The sequence below is a fragment of the Shewanella sp. CG12_big_fil_rev_8_21_14_0_65_47_15 genome (genome assembly GCF_002783505.1).
Classification (GTDB): Bacteria; Pseudomonadota; Gammaproteobacteria; order Enterobacterales; family Shewanellaceae; genus Shewanella.
In genome coordinates this window covers 23,531-36,889 of record NZ_PFGL01000028.1, presented here as the reverse complement: position 1 = coordinate 36,889, position 13,359 = coordinate 23,531, and the positions used below count along the sequence as shown (strand labels likewise).

The following is a 13,359-nucleotide window of genomic DNA, read 5'->3' as shown; positions in this document are numbered from 1 at the left end:
ATATCGCCACTTAGCGATATATCGTGATAAGCGAAAATACAAAATAAAACTTTATTCATAAATATCAACAAGTTAAATTTATTTTATTCTTGGCCTAGCGCTTGCTATAGGGAGGCGAATCTTATTTAAGTCGTTAGGACCTCGATATGCCAAAGAGTGACATCATCCCAAATGCGGATGCCCCCCCAGCTCCAGCCAAACACTATATTCCGATCAGGGACATTTCCCCCCCGCCCAACACAGCAGTGAATCGCTCTAGTCGCATTCATTTCCGTGAACAAAAAGGCGACTTTCAACGTCTTAGAACTATGATGAACAGCCTATTAATAATGCTGTTTTTTGCGTTACCATTTATCTCCATCGATGGCCGCCAAGCAATACTCTTAGATGTAGACAAGCAGCAATTTTTCTTTTTTGGGATCACGCTCTGGCCACAGGATTTTACGCTATTAGCGTGGATCTTTATTGCCGCCGCCTTCGGCCTATTCTTTATTACCGTATTCTGGGGCCGAGTCTGGTGCGGATATCTTTGCCCACAAACCGCGTGGACCTTTATCTATGTGTGGATAGAAACGCGCATCGAAGGCAGCAGCAATAAACGTAAACAACTCGATAAAGCCCCTTTGACCAGCATTAAACTCGGCAAGCGCAGTGCAAAGCACCTACTCTGGGGATTCGCCGCTCTGCTCACGGGTTGTGGTTTTATCAGCTATTTTATTCCTGCCCGCGAACTCTATCTGGAAATATTCACTGGCAATGCCAGCTTCTGGGTGACGAGCTGGGTGTGGTTTTTCGCCATTTGCACTTACCTCAATGCGGGTTGGATGCGTGAACAGATGTGTTTGCATTGCTGCCCCTATGCGCGTTTTCAGGCCGTCATGTTCGATGCCAATACTAAGACAGTGACCTATGATACCCAGCGCGGTGAATCCCGCGGCCCGCGTAAACGTAAGCAAGAAAGTCATCACAGAGAGAGTAATCTAGGTGATTGTGTCGACTGCAATCTCTGTGTTGAGGTTTGCCCCACGGGGATCGATATTCGTAATGGCTTGCAATACGAGTGTATCAACTGTGGCGCCTGCGTCGATGCCTGTAATGAGACCATGTTGAAGTTCGATTATAAACAGAACCTTATCGGCTACATGAGTGAAAATGATCTTAAGGGCGTGAGCTATTCCTATTGGCGCTCGCCGCGTTTCTTAGGCTACGGCGCGGCGGTAGTTATTATGCTCATAGTGATAAGTTTGGATTTAAATAGCCGCAGCGAGATCCAGCTTAACGTTATTCGTGATCGTCAGAGTCTGTATCGCGAAACAACGGATAATAAAGTCGAAAATACCTATCAACTGAAAATCCGCAATAAGACGCAGCAAATCAAGCAATATCGAGTCGCGGTGCTGAGTGAAATGCCCTTTAGTCTCATTGCCGAACCTATTATTACCTTGGCCGCGGGTGAACAGGTGGACTATCCTGTCACAGTATTAGCCGATAAGGATGCCATCCCCTCGGGACGCAAAATGATCCAATTCTTGGTAACGGATATTCAAGAACCAAAGCAACAGGTTAGTCAAGAAACCGGGTTCTTTAGCCCTTAGTATTAGGCCTTTAGCTATTAATATCACAGCCAAAGCAAATCTATATTAACCGTAATCGGCGCTTGGGGAATAAACCCAAGCGTCGTAAATCTAAGCGCCGTAAACCCACACTGCAGCGCATCAAGAAGCTCAAACTTAAGCTATAGTTAAGCCTATACTTTAGAGTAAAAAGGCTATTTGTTACATAAAGATACCTTTCTTGGCATAGCGATGTTTTTCACGATAAGCATTGACCTTAAGTGCTAACAACCTCTAACCTAAACATCTGTTTAATTCCGAATAATAACAACTAATAAACATCATCTTTGAGGTAGTTCAGCATGGCATACGATCAAGACTCCCAACTCAAACTCAACTACTCATCACTCGTCGATCTCATCGAGAAAACCAGCCTACGCTATGGCGATAAACCCGCCTATGCCTGTCTTGGTAAAACCAGCAGTTTTAATGAGATAGAACGCGATTCACGTTACTTTGCCGCCTATATACAGCATAAAACTGACCTAAAACCCGGCGATCGCATTGCCATTCAATTGCCCAATATTACCCAATTTGTTATCGCGGCCTACGGCGCACTCAGGGCGGGGCTTATCCTAGTTAACACTAATCCACTCTATACTGAACGTGAGCTTATCCATCAGTTCAATGATTCTGGTGCTAAAGCCTTAGTCGTGTTATCCGACCTATTACCGACCTTAGCCAAGGTCATCGACAGTACCCAAATAGAACTCGTCATCTCCACCCACCCTTTAGATTTAATCGATCCACATGTGCAGCCTAAGACGGGTCTTAAGAATGTGGAGTTTTGCCAGCTCTTAAAACAAGGGGCCGAACTGCCCTTCATCCGCTTAAATCCTAAACTCGATGACCTCTCGGCCCTGCAATACACGGGGGGCACCACAGGGTTATCCAAGGGTGCCATGTTGACCCATGGCAATATGCTCGCCAATGCGGCACAGGTCAAATCCCGCATTGGCAGTGTGATCACCGAAGGCGAAGATATCTTCGTTGCACCGCTGCCGATTTACCACATTTACGCTTTTATGGTGAATTTAGTGCTGTATTTCGAGAGCGGCGGTTGCTCGGTATTAATTCCAAATCCACGGGATATTGCTGGCTTAATTAAAACACTCGCCAAATATCCCTTCACTGGATTTGCCGGACTCAATACTCTGTTTGTCGCCCTATGCCATCAACCCGAGTTTAAGGCGCTGGACTTTAGCCACTTAAAAATCACTATCTCGGGCGGTACCGCACTCACGGCCGCGGCGGCGAATATTTGGCAGCAGACCACGGGCAATATGATCAGTGAAGGTTATGGATTATCTGAAACTTCGCCAGTGATCTCACTCAATGCGCCCGGTTATCAAAAACTGGGCACTATTGGTAAACCTGTGATTGGCACCGAAGTTAAACTTTTAGATGAAAACAACCTTGAAGTGCCCTTAGGTACGGCGGGGGAACTCGCCGTCCGCGGCCCTCAGGTGATGCTCGGATACTGGAATAACCCACAGGAAACCGTCAATGTAATGACCGCAGATAGTTTCTTCAAAACCGGCGACATTGCTATTGCAACCGCTGAAGGTTTCCATCAAATTGTTGATCGCAAAAAGGATATGATCATAGTCTCGGGCTTTAACGTTTATCCCAATGAGGTAGAAAATGTATTAGCCAGTCATCCAAATATCATTGAGTGTGCCGTGGTGGGCGTAAAAGATGAACATTCGGGCGAAGCGGTCAAAGCCTTTATCGTGCTCAAGGATGACAGCCAAGATCAGCAACAGGCTAAAGAGGCTATTTTAACCTATTGCCGCGGGCAATTAGCAGGCTATAAATTGCCCAAAATAATTGAATTTATGACGCAATTACCTAAGAGCACTGTCGGTAAAATTCTGCGCCGCGAGTTAAAAGACAAAGCATAAAAACAACATACCCAGTAGCTAGTCTGAGGATTTCAGCTAGCGACTGGGTCGATTGTTGCTTAGACAATATCATTCAAAGCGCTGGTATTGGCCTCTTCGGTTAACAATTGCAGACTGGCAAATTCACGATATAAGGCATTGGTTTGCATCAACTCTTGGTGGCGACCGCAGGCAACAATCTCGCCCTTATCGAAGACAAAAATCCTATCTGCATTGATTACCGTCGATAAGCGATGGGCAATAATTAAGGTGGTTTTGCCCGCCATCAATACGTCCAGCGCTTGCTTCACTTTCTGCTCGCTCACCGCATCTAAGGCGCTGGTCGCCTCATCGAGTAACAATATCGGTCTGTCGGCTAGAATCGCCCGCGCTATGGCGATCCGCTGCTTCTGCCCACCAGAAAGTCGCACGCCACGCTCGCCTAAGTAGGTTTGATAACCGTCAGTAAACTCGCTAATAAACTCGTGGGCACGGGCCGCGATACAGGCATCTATGACTTCTTGCTCGGTCGCATCGACTCGGCCATAGCGCACGTTTTCAAGTACATTGGTCGCAAAAATCACCGAGTCCTGCGGCACCAGAGCAAACTGCGCCCGCAGTTCCTGTGGCAGAAGCTTAGCAATATCAATCCCTTCCAGCCGAATACTGCCAACGCCAGGCACATAAAAGCGCTGCAATAACTGGAACAAGGTGCTCTTACCCGCGCCACTTGGTCCCACTAAGGCAACCCGTTCACCCGCGGTAATAGCCATATTGAGCTGTTTTAGCACTAAGGTTTCTTGCTCTGGATAGGTAAAGTTGAGCCCTTCTATCACTAACTCGCCACTGACCTTGGCGGGTAAAGTCACAGGATTCGCCGCAAGGGGAATATCCACTTGTGTTTCAGCCAGTTCGATTAACCGCTCGGCGGCGCCGGAGGCCCGTTGGATCTCGCCTATCACTTCGCTAATGGTCGCTACGGCGCCCGCGACCATCACAGCGTAAAACATAAAGGCCGATAGCTCACCGCCCGTCATCTTACCCGCCATCACATCGTGGGCACCGACCCAAGTCACCATGGCAATCGCGGCGATACTTAAAAACATCACGGATGAAATCAGCAAGGCACGGTAACGAATGCGACCACTGGCCGCGGACATCACATCTTCGACGCGGGTATTGAATAAGCTACGGTCTTTATCTTCGTGGCCATAGGCTTGTACCGTATGGATTTCATGGAGTGTTTCATCGACATAGGCACCGAGATCGGCAACCCTGTCTTGGCTTTCCCGTGCTAACACGCGTACCTTGCGACCGAAAAAAATCACTGGCCCTAGCACTAAGGGGACAGCCAATAACACTAATAAGGTCATCTTAACGCTGGTGATCCCCATCATGACTAAACCGCCAAGCACAGTCACTCCCGAACGCAGCGCCATGGACAAACTCGAACCCACCACGGTTTGTAGTAAGGTAGAGTCGGCGGTAAAGCGAGAGATCACTTCACCAGTGCGCACCTTAGCGTAAAAGGCGGGTGATAGTTTAAGCAGTTGATTGTAAACAGTAAGACGAATATCGGCGCTGACCCGCTCACCCAACCAAGTCATCAAATAGAAGCGGCAAAACACAGCTGTGCCACTGACCGCGGTAATCCCGAGCACTAACAATATGATTTCATTCAGTCGCTGCGCATTATCCCTTACAAAGCCTTCATCGACCATCAAGCGCACACCTTGGCCCAATGACAACCAAGCGAGTGAGCCAATCAATAGGCATAGCACTGCCGCGGCGACTTTCCATTTATAGGGTTTAAGAAAGCCTGCAATCCAAGGTAGCACGGCTCTTTGCCGCGCAGAGATAGCCAGTGTTGGCTTAAGGGAGTCCTCAGGCAAAGGGCGAGACGATGGTTTATCCGTCTGTGATGACTGTATCTTGATGGGTTCGGGTGATTTTGCTCTTGGCTCGGCCACGGTGACATCCTTTAGGGGTAATCGTAAAGCCGCTAACCATGCCGCTTTATGGTTAACATGCGACCTGCTGCGGGTAAATTCAAGGGCTCAGGCGGGTGTTACTGAAGAAGGATAAAACAAACCCGCAGCCTGTGCGGGTTTATTTAGCTCGCTAAAGTAAGAAACTTAAGTGAAAAACTTAAGCGACTTGCACATTCTCTGGGGTTTTGGGTGTGCCATGGTGACCGTCACGCTGCCAATTTACATCGAGCAATTCGGCACCCGTTAAACTAAAGGCTTGACCAAAACCTTTCACGTAAAGCCCCTGATGTGGCGCCAGTTTATAGAGATTAAAATCGGTCAATGCTGCAAGGTTGTCCGACATTTCCCCAAAGCGTGCCGATAGCACACTGACGCCCTTACTAAAGGCTGGCGTGCCGCGGGGAATCACCACGGCAACGGCATCGAAGGTCAAACGCTTGCGCGCAAATACCGATTTAGCCGCTGTTTCATCTTCGACTAACATCACTGAAACCTTAGATGAGTGCTTTAAGTTATGTCCATGGCGGGCAAGATCGCTCACCAAAATGTAAAAACCATCATCGGCCAAGGCAAATGGCGCATAACTCGCATTGGGTTGACCTTCGGCGCCTATGGTGGCCAGTTGCAGGGTCTCGCGCTGCTGTTTAAAGGCTTCGATTTCGGGTAGTAACTTGTCCCTTAGGCGCTGTTCCTGTTCGGTGATTTCAGGCTTCATTGGTTATATTCCTTAAATACAATACGTTAATCTTGCAATTTAGAGAGTGGCTTGTACCGCGGCAAAGGTGGTTGCAAGGGCCTTAAATTGGCGAACCTGTTCAGGGAACAACGCTCTTTGCTTATCACGACCCAAATACACTTTGAACACCACCTCACCTTCGCTGCCGAAGAAGTTGATCGAATGGCTTTCGCTGCCTCTAAAAGGGCGGCTGATCAAGGCGATACCACGCATCCCCTCTAGTTTGAGGTGGCCATGCAGCCCATCTCCCTTGCTGTAGAGGTTGTAATAACCGTGGGCATATTTCCCCTGGGGAAAATCCCCTTTAAATTCAAATACACTGCCCGAAAGCATCACTATCGTGGTAAGCGTCCCCCACTCGGGTAAGGCTTGCAGTAATGTATCTAGCTGAGTTAAAGGCACAAACACTACTTGCCCCGGTGGCAATGTGGCAACCACTTCCATCTCAGGGAGCCCTAGCTCGCTGGCAAGCTGCGCTGGCATTAAATCGGCTTGTAACTCAAACCTTTGCCTCAGCTCTGCCTGTTTTTCAAGCTGGGCTAGAGGCACATTGGGATTTTTCGGCACACTGAGTTCGGGATCTGCCCCAGTATCTTGTATCGTCTGCATTCGCTTTCTCCTGATGGCTTGGCCTAGAACATATAACGCGCCGATAATTTCATATTACGGCCCGGTTGATACAAGGTTTGCCAGGCCTGCTGATATTGCTCATCACCAATATTTTCAATGGCAAAATCGACTCTCACGCCGGACATCACACCCATTGTGGGTTCCCAGGCAAGGTAGACATCCCAAAGGGTGTAATCATCGTACTCTGCCACGCTATGGCCATCGGGGGTGTTCGACTGCGTTGCCACATAGGTCACCCGTGTGCCCAGTTTCATATCGCCATCCATAATGCCTTGGGATAAATCGACATTAAACTTATTGGCAGGGATACCTTCGATAGCATCGCCCGTTTGGCGGTCTTCGCCATGGGTTTGGCCATAATTCATCGCTAGGCGAGTCTGGCCTATACGGTAACGTCCGCTCACTTCAAAGCCCGTTAGCTGCGCATCTTCGACGTTATTCCACGAGGTCGTTTGCTCAAACCCTGGAATACCATGCCAAGGATTAGACACTTGCTGCACGATAAAATCGTCCACATCGTTGCGGAAGATATTGAACGTTAACGCCAACTCATCATCGCCGGCGAGATCACTGAAACGCAGATCCGCTTTGATTTCTTTATTCCGTGCGGTTTCAGACTTTAGATCTGGATTGGTCGCAAAGGTGTTACACAGACCCTGGGGTAAAAATCCGGGAATGGGCGGAATGCAGTAATGGGTTCCACTGGAGAACATTTCTTCCACCGTTGGTGCTCTAAAGGCTTGATCGTAACGTGCGCTTAGGGTCAACCAAGCTTGGGTCTGCCAAATCAGTCCGAGTGACGGGGATAACTCATTGTCATCGGAGGATAAGTTTAAATTATTACTGTCAGTCTTAAAGCTGTCGTAGCGCAATGCCGCATCGAGGTTCAAGGTTTGAGTCAGTTCGATATCGGCCCGGGTAAACGCGCCCCAAACCTGAGTCTCACCATCGATATTCCCCGGACGCTGACCCGCCTGCCCCTTGTCGTCACGAACGGTTTCGATAGTATCGCGGTAGCCATCGACACCATAGGTCAGCTTAATTATTCCTAACTGCGAGCTGTTATTTAAATTAACGCCAACGGTGCGATATTCAGTACTATCTAGTTGATTTTTAGTGACTCTGTCCTCATCGTAGTCGGTGCTGTTCCAATACACTTGCACCTTAGTATCTAGGTACGGATTGTTGGCAGGATGCAAACTGTAGTTGAGGGTCACGTTTTGATCGTCAGTCTTACGACGCACTAAGGGCACTGAGCTACTCACGGCAGCCGAGGGATTACTGGGCACTAATTCATTAGACTTGTTGACCCTTGCCGACAATTCCAAGCGTGAAGCCTCATCGGCCTGCCAACCAAACTTGGCTAAACCACTGCTGCCTTGGGACGCGCTGTTATTGAGGGTTTCGTCATTGCCGGTGTTGATGTCGTTGGAGTCGTAGTAAGAACCATTAAGCAGCCAGTCAATAGTGGCTTGTTGACCGTAAATGGCACCGCTGGTTTTAGTACGGGAGCCATTAGTTTCATAACCTTGCTTAAGATAACCGCCGAAGCTTTCCTCTGGGGCTAAAAAATCCTGCGCCGACTTAGTATTCTGGGCGACGACGCCCCCAAGGGCACCGCTGCCCCACAAACTGCTGGCGGGACCACGCAGCACTTCGATGGACTTGAGTAATTCAGGATCCATAAAATAGGAACCTCTGTGGCCCGAACTGGTATTTTGTCTCGCACCATCAATCGTTTGAAGGACTCTATCACCGCTTAAACCACGGATCTCAACCCCCTGGGATGATGCCCTAGGTCCATTGGTGACATTGATATTGGCCTCATTTTTAAGGGCATCGGCCACGGATGCGGCCTGAGCAACGGTGAGCTGTTCTTCGCCGACGACGGTGACGCTGCGACTGGTTTCCGAGGCTTTTTCGCTGATCCTAGTTGCGCTGACTAACACTTCGTCAAACTCGGTTGCCACGGTTTTGTTATCCGTATCCTGTTGAATAACAGGTTGAACACTCTCCGCTGCCGCTAACGTAAAACTTAACGCCGTAAAACTTAGCGCCGTACCACTCAGTGCCATCGCGATCACTAACGGCTTTTTTCTCATCTCTTCATCCTCAAGTGATAATTTGTAAGCTCAAGCCAATTCAATTGCGCACCACTTTGCCTAGGTATCAAGCTCTCAAAGTAATGCCATTGAATGACTTTGCTGTTTTTTTAAGCGCCCAATCGAGCAATTGAAGGCACTCTACCTGAGACAATTAAATAGATCAAATAGAAATCATTATCATTTGCGATCTTATTTATATTGAAGTATCTTAATTAGCAAAATGGCTTTAAGCGTCGAGAGGCCGATTTTCAGGAGAAGAGATTGCCGTGACACCGAAACGATATCTGGCCTTTGGCGCATTAACGATTGCCATCCAAACTGGGGTTATCGCCTCTCAGCCTGCGACAACGCTGTTAATGTCTGACTCGGCAATGATGTTACAGAAAGTGACGTTACAGAAAGTGACGTCACAGAAGGCGGCGTCACAGGACACTGGCGTCAACCGCGTTAGCGTTAATTTTGCCGCCGCAGCCAAACAGGCCACACCTCAAGCCAGCGTGGCTCCCATAGCGCAGACTAAGCCGCGAGTGAAAAATATCTCCGACACCGAGGCTAAACCTGAACCTAAACTTGCACATAAGCCCGAACCTAAGCCTGTCGATAACGCAGCGAACCGCGGGATAAAACCGCTTAAAGAATTAAGCGCAACTGCAACGACTCAAACAGCTGATATCGCTGAGGCTAACAGCCGTTCTGCAGATAAAGAGTTAACGCCAAGCACTGTGGTAGCAGAGACTGTAACAACAGAGAAAACAGAGACGCCCCCCATTAGCCAGGTCGCAGGCAGCAGTGTCCAAGCTCAGGGTCTAAAAAACCAAATAGTGGAGTTGGCTAAGCCAGTGTTTACTTCACCACCTCCCCAACCCACTTACCCACGGATAGCACGCAAGAAAGGATTAGAGGGCACGGCGACAATTGAGGTGATGTTCAATGAACTCGGTGAGCAACTGGCACTCAGGTTAGTCAAAAGCTCGGGTTTTAGCCTGCTCGATCAAGCGGCGCTCGATGCGGTAGAAACCTGGCAATTTGAAGCGCCGGCCCCAAGGCTAGCAAGCCACTACAAAGTCAGAGTTCCCATTCGTTTTGCACTCAACTAGCCTGACTTAACAGTACTTTTTTGCCCTTAAAACGAGTTATCAAACTGAAATAACCCATGATTGGAGAGGCTTAATGCCCATGACAGATTTTTCTTCTTTACACTCACAACTTGGCGTACTGACTTGGCCGCTATTGTTATGTGCATTTCTAGCACTCATGATCTGCCTCGAGCGAAGTGCCCTTTTCTTGCACCAAAGCGCGCTTGTTATCCTGCCGAAAAAACAGGCTTGGGTACAAAATCTACGCAGTTCAACCTCACAGCCTAACACCGACAGCGTCAACGCTTTGATAGCGCAAACCAGTGCCCAGCAGGATCTACTCGCCCGCGGCGCCACCCTGTTACTGAAACAAGTCCACCAGCCCAAAATATTGCGGGAAGAATTACTCAGCCTATGGCTCAACAAACAGCAGCGGGACTTACAAGCTGGTTTAAAACTGTTGCAGGTGATCGGCATTATTAGCCCATTACTCGGCCTGCTCGGCACAGTATTAGGACTGATAGATATGTTTGCCGAGCTTGGACAATCCCAAGGCCCTGTGACCCCAGCGCAACTGAGCGCCGGGCTAGGACTTGCCATGAACACCACGGCGGCGGGACTGATTATTGCCGTTCCCGCAATTACCGCCGCCCATCTATTTGGGATCTGGGCCCAAGGTCAATGCCAACGCGCCGCCCATGTACTCAATCAACTCAATCTTTGGTTAGCGGGTGTGGAAGAGGTTGCAATCGATACAAATCATTATCAAGCCTTCGCTCGCATTGACAAGACAAAGGCTGATGGCCCCACAGCGCTTAAGACCAACATAGGGTCTCAGGCATGATAAGCACCGATAAATCCTCCTTTTCTCAGGCGGGCATAACTCCGGCAGAGTCATTACCGAGTATCGATTTAACCGCATTAATCGACATTATTTTTATCGTATTAGTGTTTCTACTCCTAACGGCAAACAGCCAATTACTGAGTCTGCCCGTTGATGTGCCCCAGAGTTCGAGTGCCGCTATCACGGCCCTTGAGAATAAGCCTTCTATTGCTATCAATATCATGGCGACCTCACCCCATTGGGCGATTAATGGTGAACCTTTTAGTGACTTAGCCAGCTTTAGCGCCGCATTTGAGCAGCGTTTCAAATCCATGCCAGAGGCCAGCGTCATCATTGCCGCCGATAAAGCCGCGCCCGTGGAGCCCTTGATGCAATTGCTTGCGCTATTACAGACACAGGCCATAGGCCAGACTCAAATTTTAATGGAGCATTAGGAGTTTAACTATGTTGTTTCAAGCGATCCGCTTCCCCTTAAACAGAACCTTAAGAGCCCTTAGGGATGTGTCTACAAATAATATTAATCCATTGAAAAAATGGAAATTAACCATTGCCATTATCGCAGCGTGTGTTTCGGCTAGTGCCTTTAGTGCAGAACCCAATACCAGACTCGTTAGCGCAGGCGCTGGGGTGACAGAGCTAGTGCTGGCCCTCGATGCCGGTAGTCAACTGGTCGCCATAGACTCCACCAGCCTAGTACCCGAAACCTTAGGCCATATTGCCAAACTTGGTTACCATAGAATGCTCTCCGCCGAAGGTATCATCGCCCTCTCACCAACGCTGGTGATCGGTTCGGATGTGATGGGGCCAGAAACCACCCTCAGGGTGCTACAACAGGCGCAAATCCCAGTAGTGCAATTACCCGCGACTAAGGATGAAGCTCAACTGTTGAGCAATATCGATACTTTAGGCGACCTACTCCAGCGCCAGCAAAACGCCATTAGACTAAAGCAAGATCTTCAGGGGAAGTTGCAGAATTTAGCGCTGAAAAAACAACAAATCAGTGGTTCCAACCATCAACCTAAAATCCTCTTTATGCTCCTGCAAGAGGGCCGAGGTGCGCGGGTCGGGGGCAAAGGCACAGCCGCTGACGCCATTATTGCGCTTTCAGGGGCAAGCAATATCGCCGACTTTGATGGCTATAAAACCCTATCCCAGGAAGGCATTTTGTCTTTGCAACCCGACCTGATTTTGCTGTCAAAACGCAGCGATAAACCGGACGAGCAAAGCAGTCAACAAATCGCCCAAGAACTGCTGAAGGAAATGCCGCTGCTCGCCCATACCCCTGCGGGTAAAAATGGCCATATCCAACCCCTGACACCGCAAGCCTTACTCGGTGGTTTAGGCCTCAGCGCCATTAATGCCGCCGACACCCTTGCCAACAGCCTACTCAGTCAAGGCCAGTAATTTATGCTGGCTATCACTTTTGCAAAACCATTCGCCATGGGAAAGGATAACTAAGATGTTGCTCAACCGCTGGCTCTGGCCCAGTCTCCTTGCACTGCTCGGCTTAAGTTGCCTGCTCTCGGTCAGTACTGGCCCTGTGAGCATTAGCCTAATCGACGCCTTAAGTGCGGTGTTTAACTGGGCCACCCAACAAAATGTGGGCAATATTGCTCCCCATGAACAGCTAGTGATCAACAATGTTCGTTTACCTCGAACACTCTTGGCTATGGCGGTCGGAGCCACGCTCGCCCAGTGTGGCGCTGTGATGCAGGGACTTTTTCGCAATCCCTTGGCCGATCCCGGCATTATAGGCGTGTCATCCGGTGCGGCACTGGGCGCAGCCCTTTGTATTGTGTTGCTACCCAATGCCAGTCCATTAATGATCCCCATGAGCGCCTTTGCCTTAGGGTTAATCACGACTCTGGTCGTCTATCGCCTCGCCAACGGTCCAACGGGGACATCGGTCGTATTGCTATTACTGTCAGGGGTAGCCATAGCGGCACTGGCTGGTGCAGGGATAGGGGTGTTAACCTATCTTGCTAACGATATAGCGCTGCGTGATTTAACCCTTTGGCAGATGGGGACAATTGCGGGTGCACAATGGATCTATGTCAGCCTATCTTTAGTCTCCTTAGCCCTGCTTAGTTGGCGCTTTCGCCAAGATGCCACGGCGCTCAATGCCTTACTCCTTGGCGAGGCCGAGGCCAGACATCTAGGGATAGATGTGGACAGGCTTAAACTAAGGCTGATTTTACTCTGCGCCTTAGGCGTGGGGGTGAGTGTGGCCGCTACCGGGATTATCGGCTTTATTGGCTTAGTTGTGCCGCATTTAGTGCGCATGATGTTAGGGCCAGACCATAAACGACTCTTACCTACCAGTGCACTTTTAGGCGCCGCCCTCTTAGCGCTGGCCGATATCGGCGCCCGCGCCTTTTTGCCCCCAGCAGAGTTACCCGTCGGACTTGTAACCGCACTCCTTGGTGCACCTTTCTTTATTTATTTACTGCTACAACAACGTAGCAAGTTAGTCTGAGTCTC

Annotated in this window: 11 protein-coding genes; 7 read left to right on the top strand and 4 right to left on the bottom strand. The window is 49.3% G+C overall.

What is annotated here, in order from left to right; genetic code table 11:
• Positions 1–146: 146 nt before the first annotated feature.
• Together ccoG and COW15_RS08210 are read left to right on the top strand one after the other, a co-directional pair.
• Positions 147–1,595 (top strand): cytochrome c oxidase accessory protein CcoG, encoded by a 1,449-nt coding sequence (ccoG, locus tag COW15_RS08215; protein ID WP_293631687.1) that lies wholly within the window; start codon positions 147–149, stop codon positions 1,593–1,595.
• 320 nt (positions 1,596–1,915) lie between these two features.
• On the top strand, positions 1,916–3,517 hold the full coding sequence (locus tag COW15_RS08210) for an AMP-binding protein (protein WP_293631685.1): 1,602 nt from the start codon (positions 1,916–1,918) through the stop codon (positions 3,515–3,517).
• Positions 3,518–3,576: 59 nt separating this feature from the next.
• Here the strand turns inward: COW15_RS08210 and COW15_RS08205 are convergent, their stop codons facing one another.
• The 4 genes from COW15_RS08205 to COW15_RS08190 all read right to left on the bottom strand — a co-directional run bounded on the left by COW15_RS08205 (position 3,577) and on the right by COW15_RS08190 (position 8,955).
• Complete coding sequence (locus tag COW15_RS08205) at positions 3,577–5,433, bottom strand: ABC transporter transmembrane domain-containing protein (RefSeq protein WP_293631737.1); 1,857 nt, start codon at positions 5,431–5,433, stop codon at positions 3,577–3,579.
• 211 nt (positions 5,434–5,644) lie between these two features.
• Entirely contained in the window at positions 5,645–6,202 is a 558-nt protein-coding gene (hutZ, locus tag COW15_RS08200) for a heme utilization protein HutZ (protein WP_293631683.1), read from the bottom strand.
• A gap of 39 nt (positions 6,203–6,241) precedes the next feature.
• Positions 6,242–6,832 carry a heme utilization cystosolic carrier protein HutX gene (gene hutX / locus COW15_RS08195; RefSeq protein ID WP_293631681.1) on the bottom strand — a complete coding sequence of 197 codons (591 nt, stop codon included), beginning with the start codon at positions 6,830–6,832 and terminating at the stop codon, positions 6,242–6,244.
• Between the two features lie 23 nt (positions 6,833–6,855).
• Complete coding sequence (locus COW15_RS08190) at positions 6,856–8,955, bottom strand: TonB-dependent hemoglobin/transferrin/lactoferrin family receptor (protein ID WP_293631680.1); 2,100 nt, start codon at positions 8,953–8,955, stop codon at positions 6,856–6,858.
• A 269-nt stretch (positions 8,956–9,224) separates the two neighbouring features.
• Between COW15_RS08190 and COW15_RS08185 the strand changes: the two genes are divergently transcribed.
• From COW15_RS08185 to COW15_RS08165, 5 genes are all read left to right on the top strand, one after another.
• Entirely contained in the window at positions 9,225–10,055 is an 831-nt protein-coding gene (locus COW15_RS08185) for an energy transducer TonB (RefSeq protein ID WP_293631679.1), read from the top strand.
• 73 nt (positions 10,056–10,128) lie between these two features.
• Positions 10,129–10,878 carry a MotA/TolQ/ExbB proton channel family protein gene (locus COW15_RS08180; RefSeq protein ID WP_293631677.1) on the top strand — a complete coding sequence of 250 codons (750 nt, stop codon included), beginning with the start codon at positions 10,129–10,131 and terminating at the stop codon, positions 10,876–10,878.
• Positions 10,875–11,312, top strand: coding sequence for a biopolymer transporter ExbD (locus COW15_RS08175; protein ID WP_293631675.1), 438 nt, complete (start codon positions 10,875–10,877; stop codon positions 11,310–11,312). Before COW15_RS08180 ends, COW15_RS08175 begins: the two co-directional genes overlap by 4 nt.
• A 10-nt stretch (positions 11,313–11,322) precedes the next feature.
• The gene (locus tag COW15_RS08170) at positions 11,323–12,282 is read left to right on the top strand and encodes an ABC transporter substrate-binding protein (RefSeq protein WP_293631674.1); all 960 of its coding nucleotides are present in this window, start codon (positions 11,323–11,325) and stop codon (positions 12,280–12,282) included.
• A 55-nt stretch (positions 12,283–12,337) separates the two neighbouring features.
• Positions 12,338–13,354 (top strand): iron ABC transporter permease, encoded by a 1,017-nt coding sequence (locus COW15_RS08165; protein ID WP_293631673.1) that lies wholly within the window; start codon positions 12,338–12,340, stop codon positions 13,352–13,354.
• Positions 13,355–13,359 lie beyond the last annotated feature (5 nt).

What these genes read in the sequence shown, in the direction of transcription:
- COW15_RS08165 (WP_293631673.1), top strand. Translation starts at nt 12,338, where the DNA reads ATGTTGCTCAACCGCTGGCTCTGGCCCAGTCTCCTTGCACTGCTCGGC.
- ccoG (WP_293631687.1), top strand. Translation starts at nt 147, where the DNA reads ATGCCAAAGAGTGACATCATCCCAAATGCGGATGCCCCCCCAGCTCCA.
- COW15_RS08180 (WP_293631677.1), top strand. Translation starts at nt 10,129, where the DNA reads ATGCCCATGACAGATTTTTCTTCTTTACACTCACAACTTGGCGTACTG.
- hutZ (WP_293631683.1), bottom strand. Translation starts at nt 6,202, where the DNA reads ATGAAGCCTGAAATCACCGAACAGGAACAGCGCCTAAGGGACAAGTTA.
- COW15_RS08170 (WP_293631674.1), top strand. Translation starts at nt 11,323, where the DNA reads ATGTTGTTTCAAGCGATCCGCTTCCCCTTAAACAGAACCTTAAGAGCC.
- COW15_RS08175 (WP_293631675.1), top strand. Translation starts at nt 10,875, where the DNA reads ATGATAAGCACCGATAAATCCTCCTTTTCTCAGGCGGGCATAACTCCG.
- COW15_RS08210 (WP_293631685.1), top strand. Translation starts at nt 1,916, where the DNA reads ATGGCATACGATCAAGACTCCCAACTCAAACTCAACTACTCATCACTC.
- hutX (WP_293631681.1), bottom strand. Translation starts at nt 6,832, where the DNA reads ATGCAGACGATACAAGATACTGGGGCAGATCCCGAACTCAGTGTGCCG.
- COW15_RS08190 (WP_293631680.1), bottom strand. Translation starts at nt 8,955, where the DNA reads ATGAGAAAAAAGCCGTTAGTGATCGCGATGGCACTGAGTGGTACGGCG.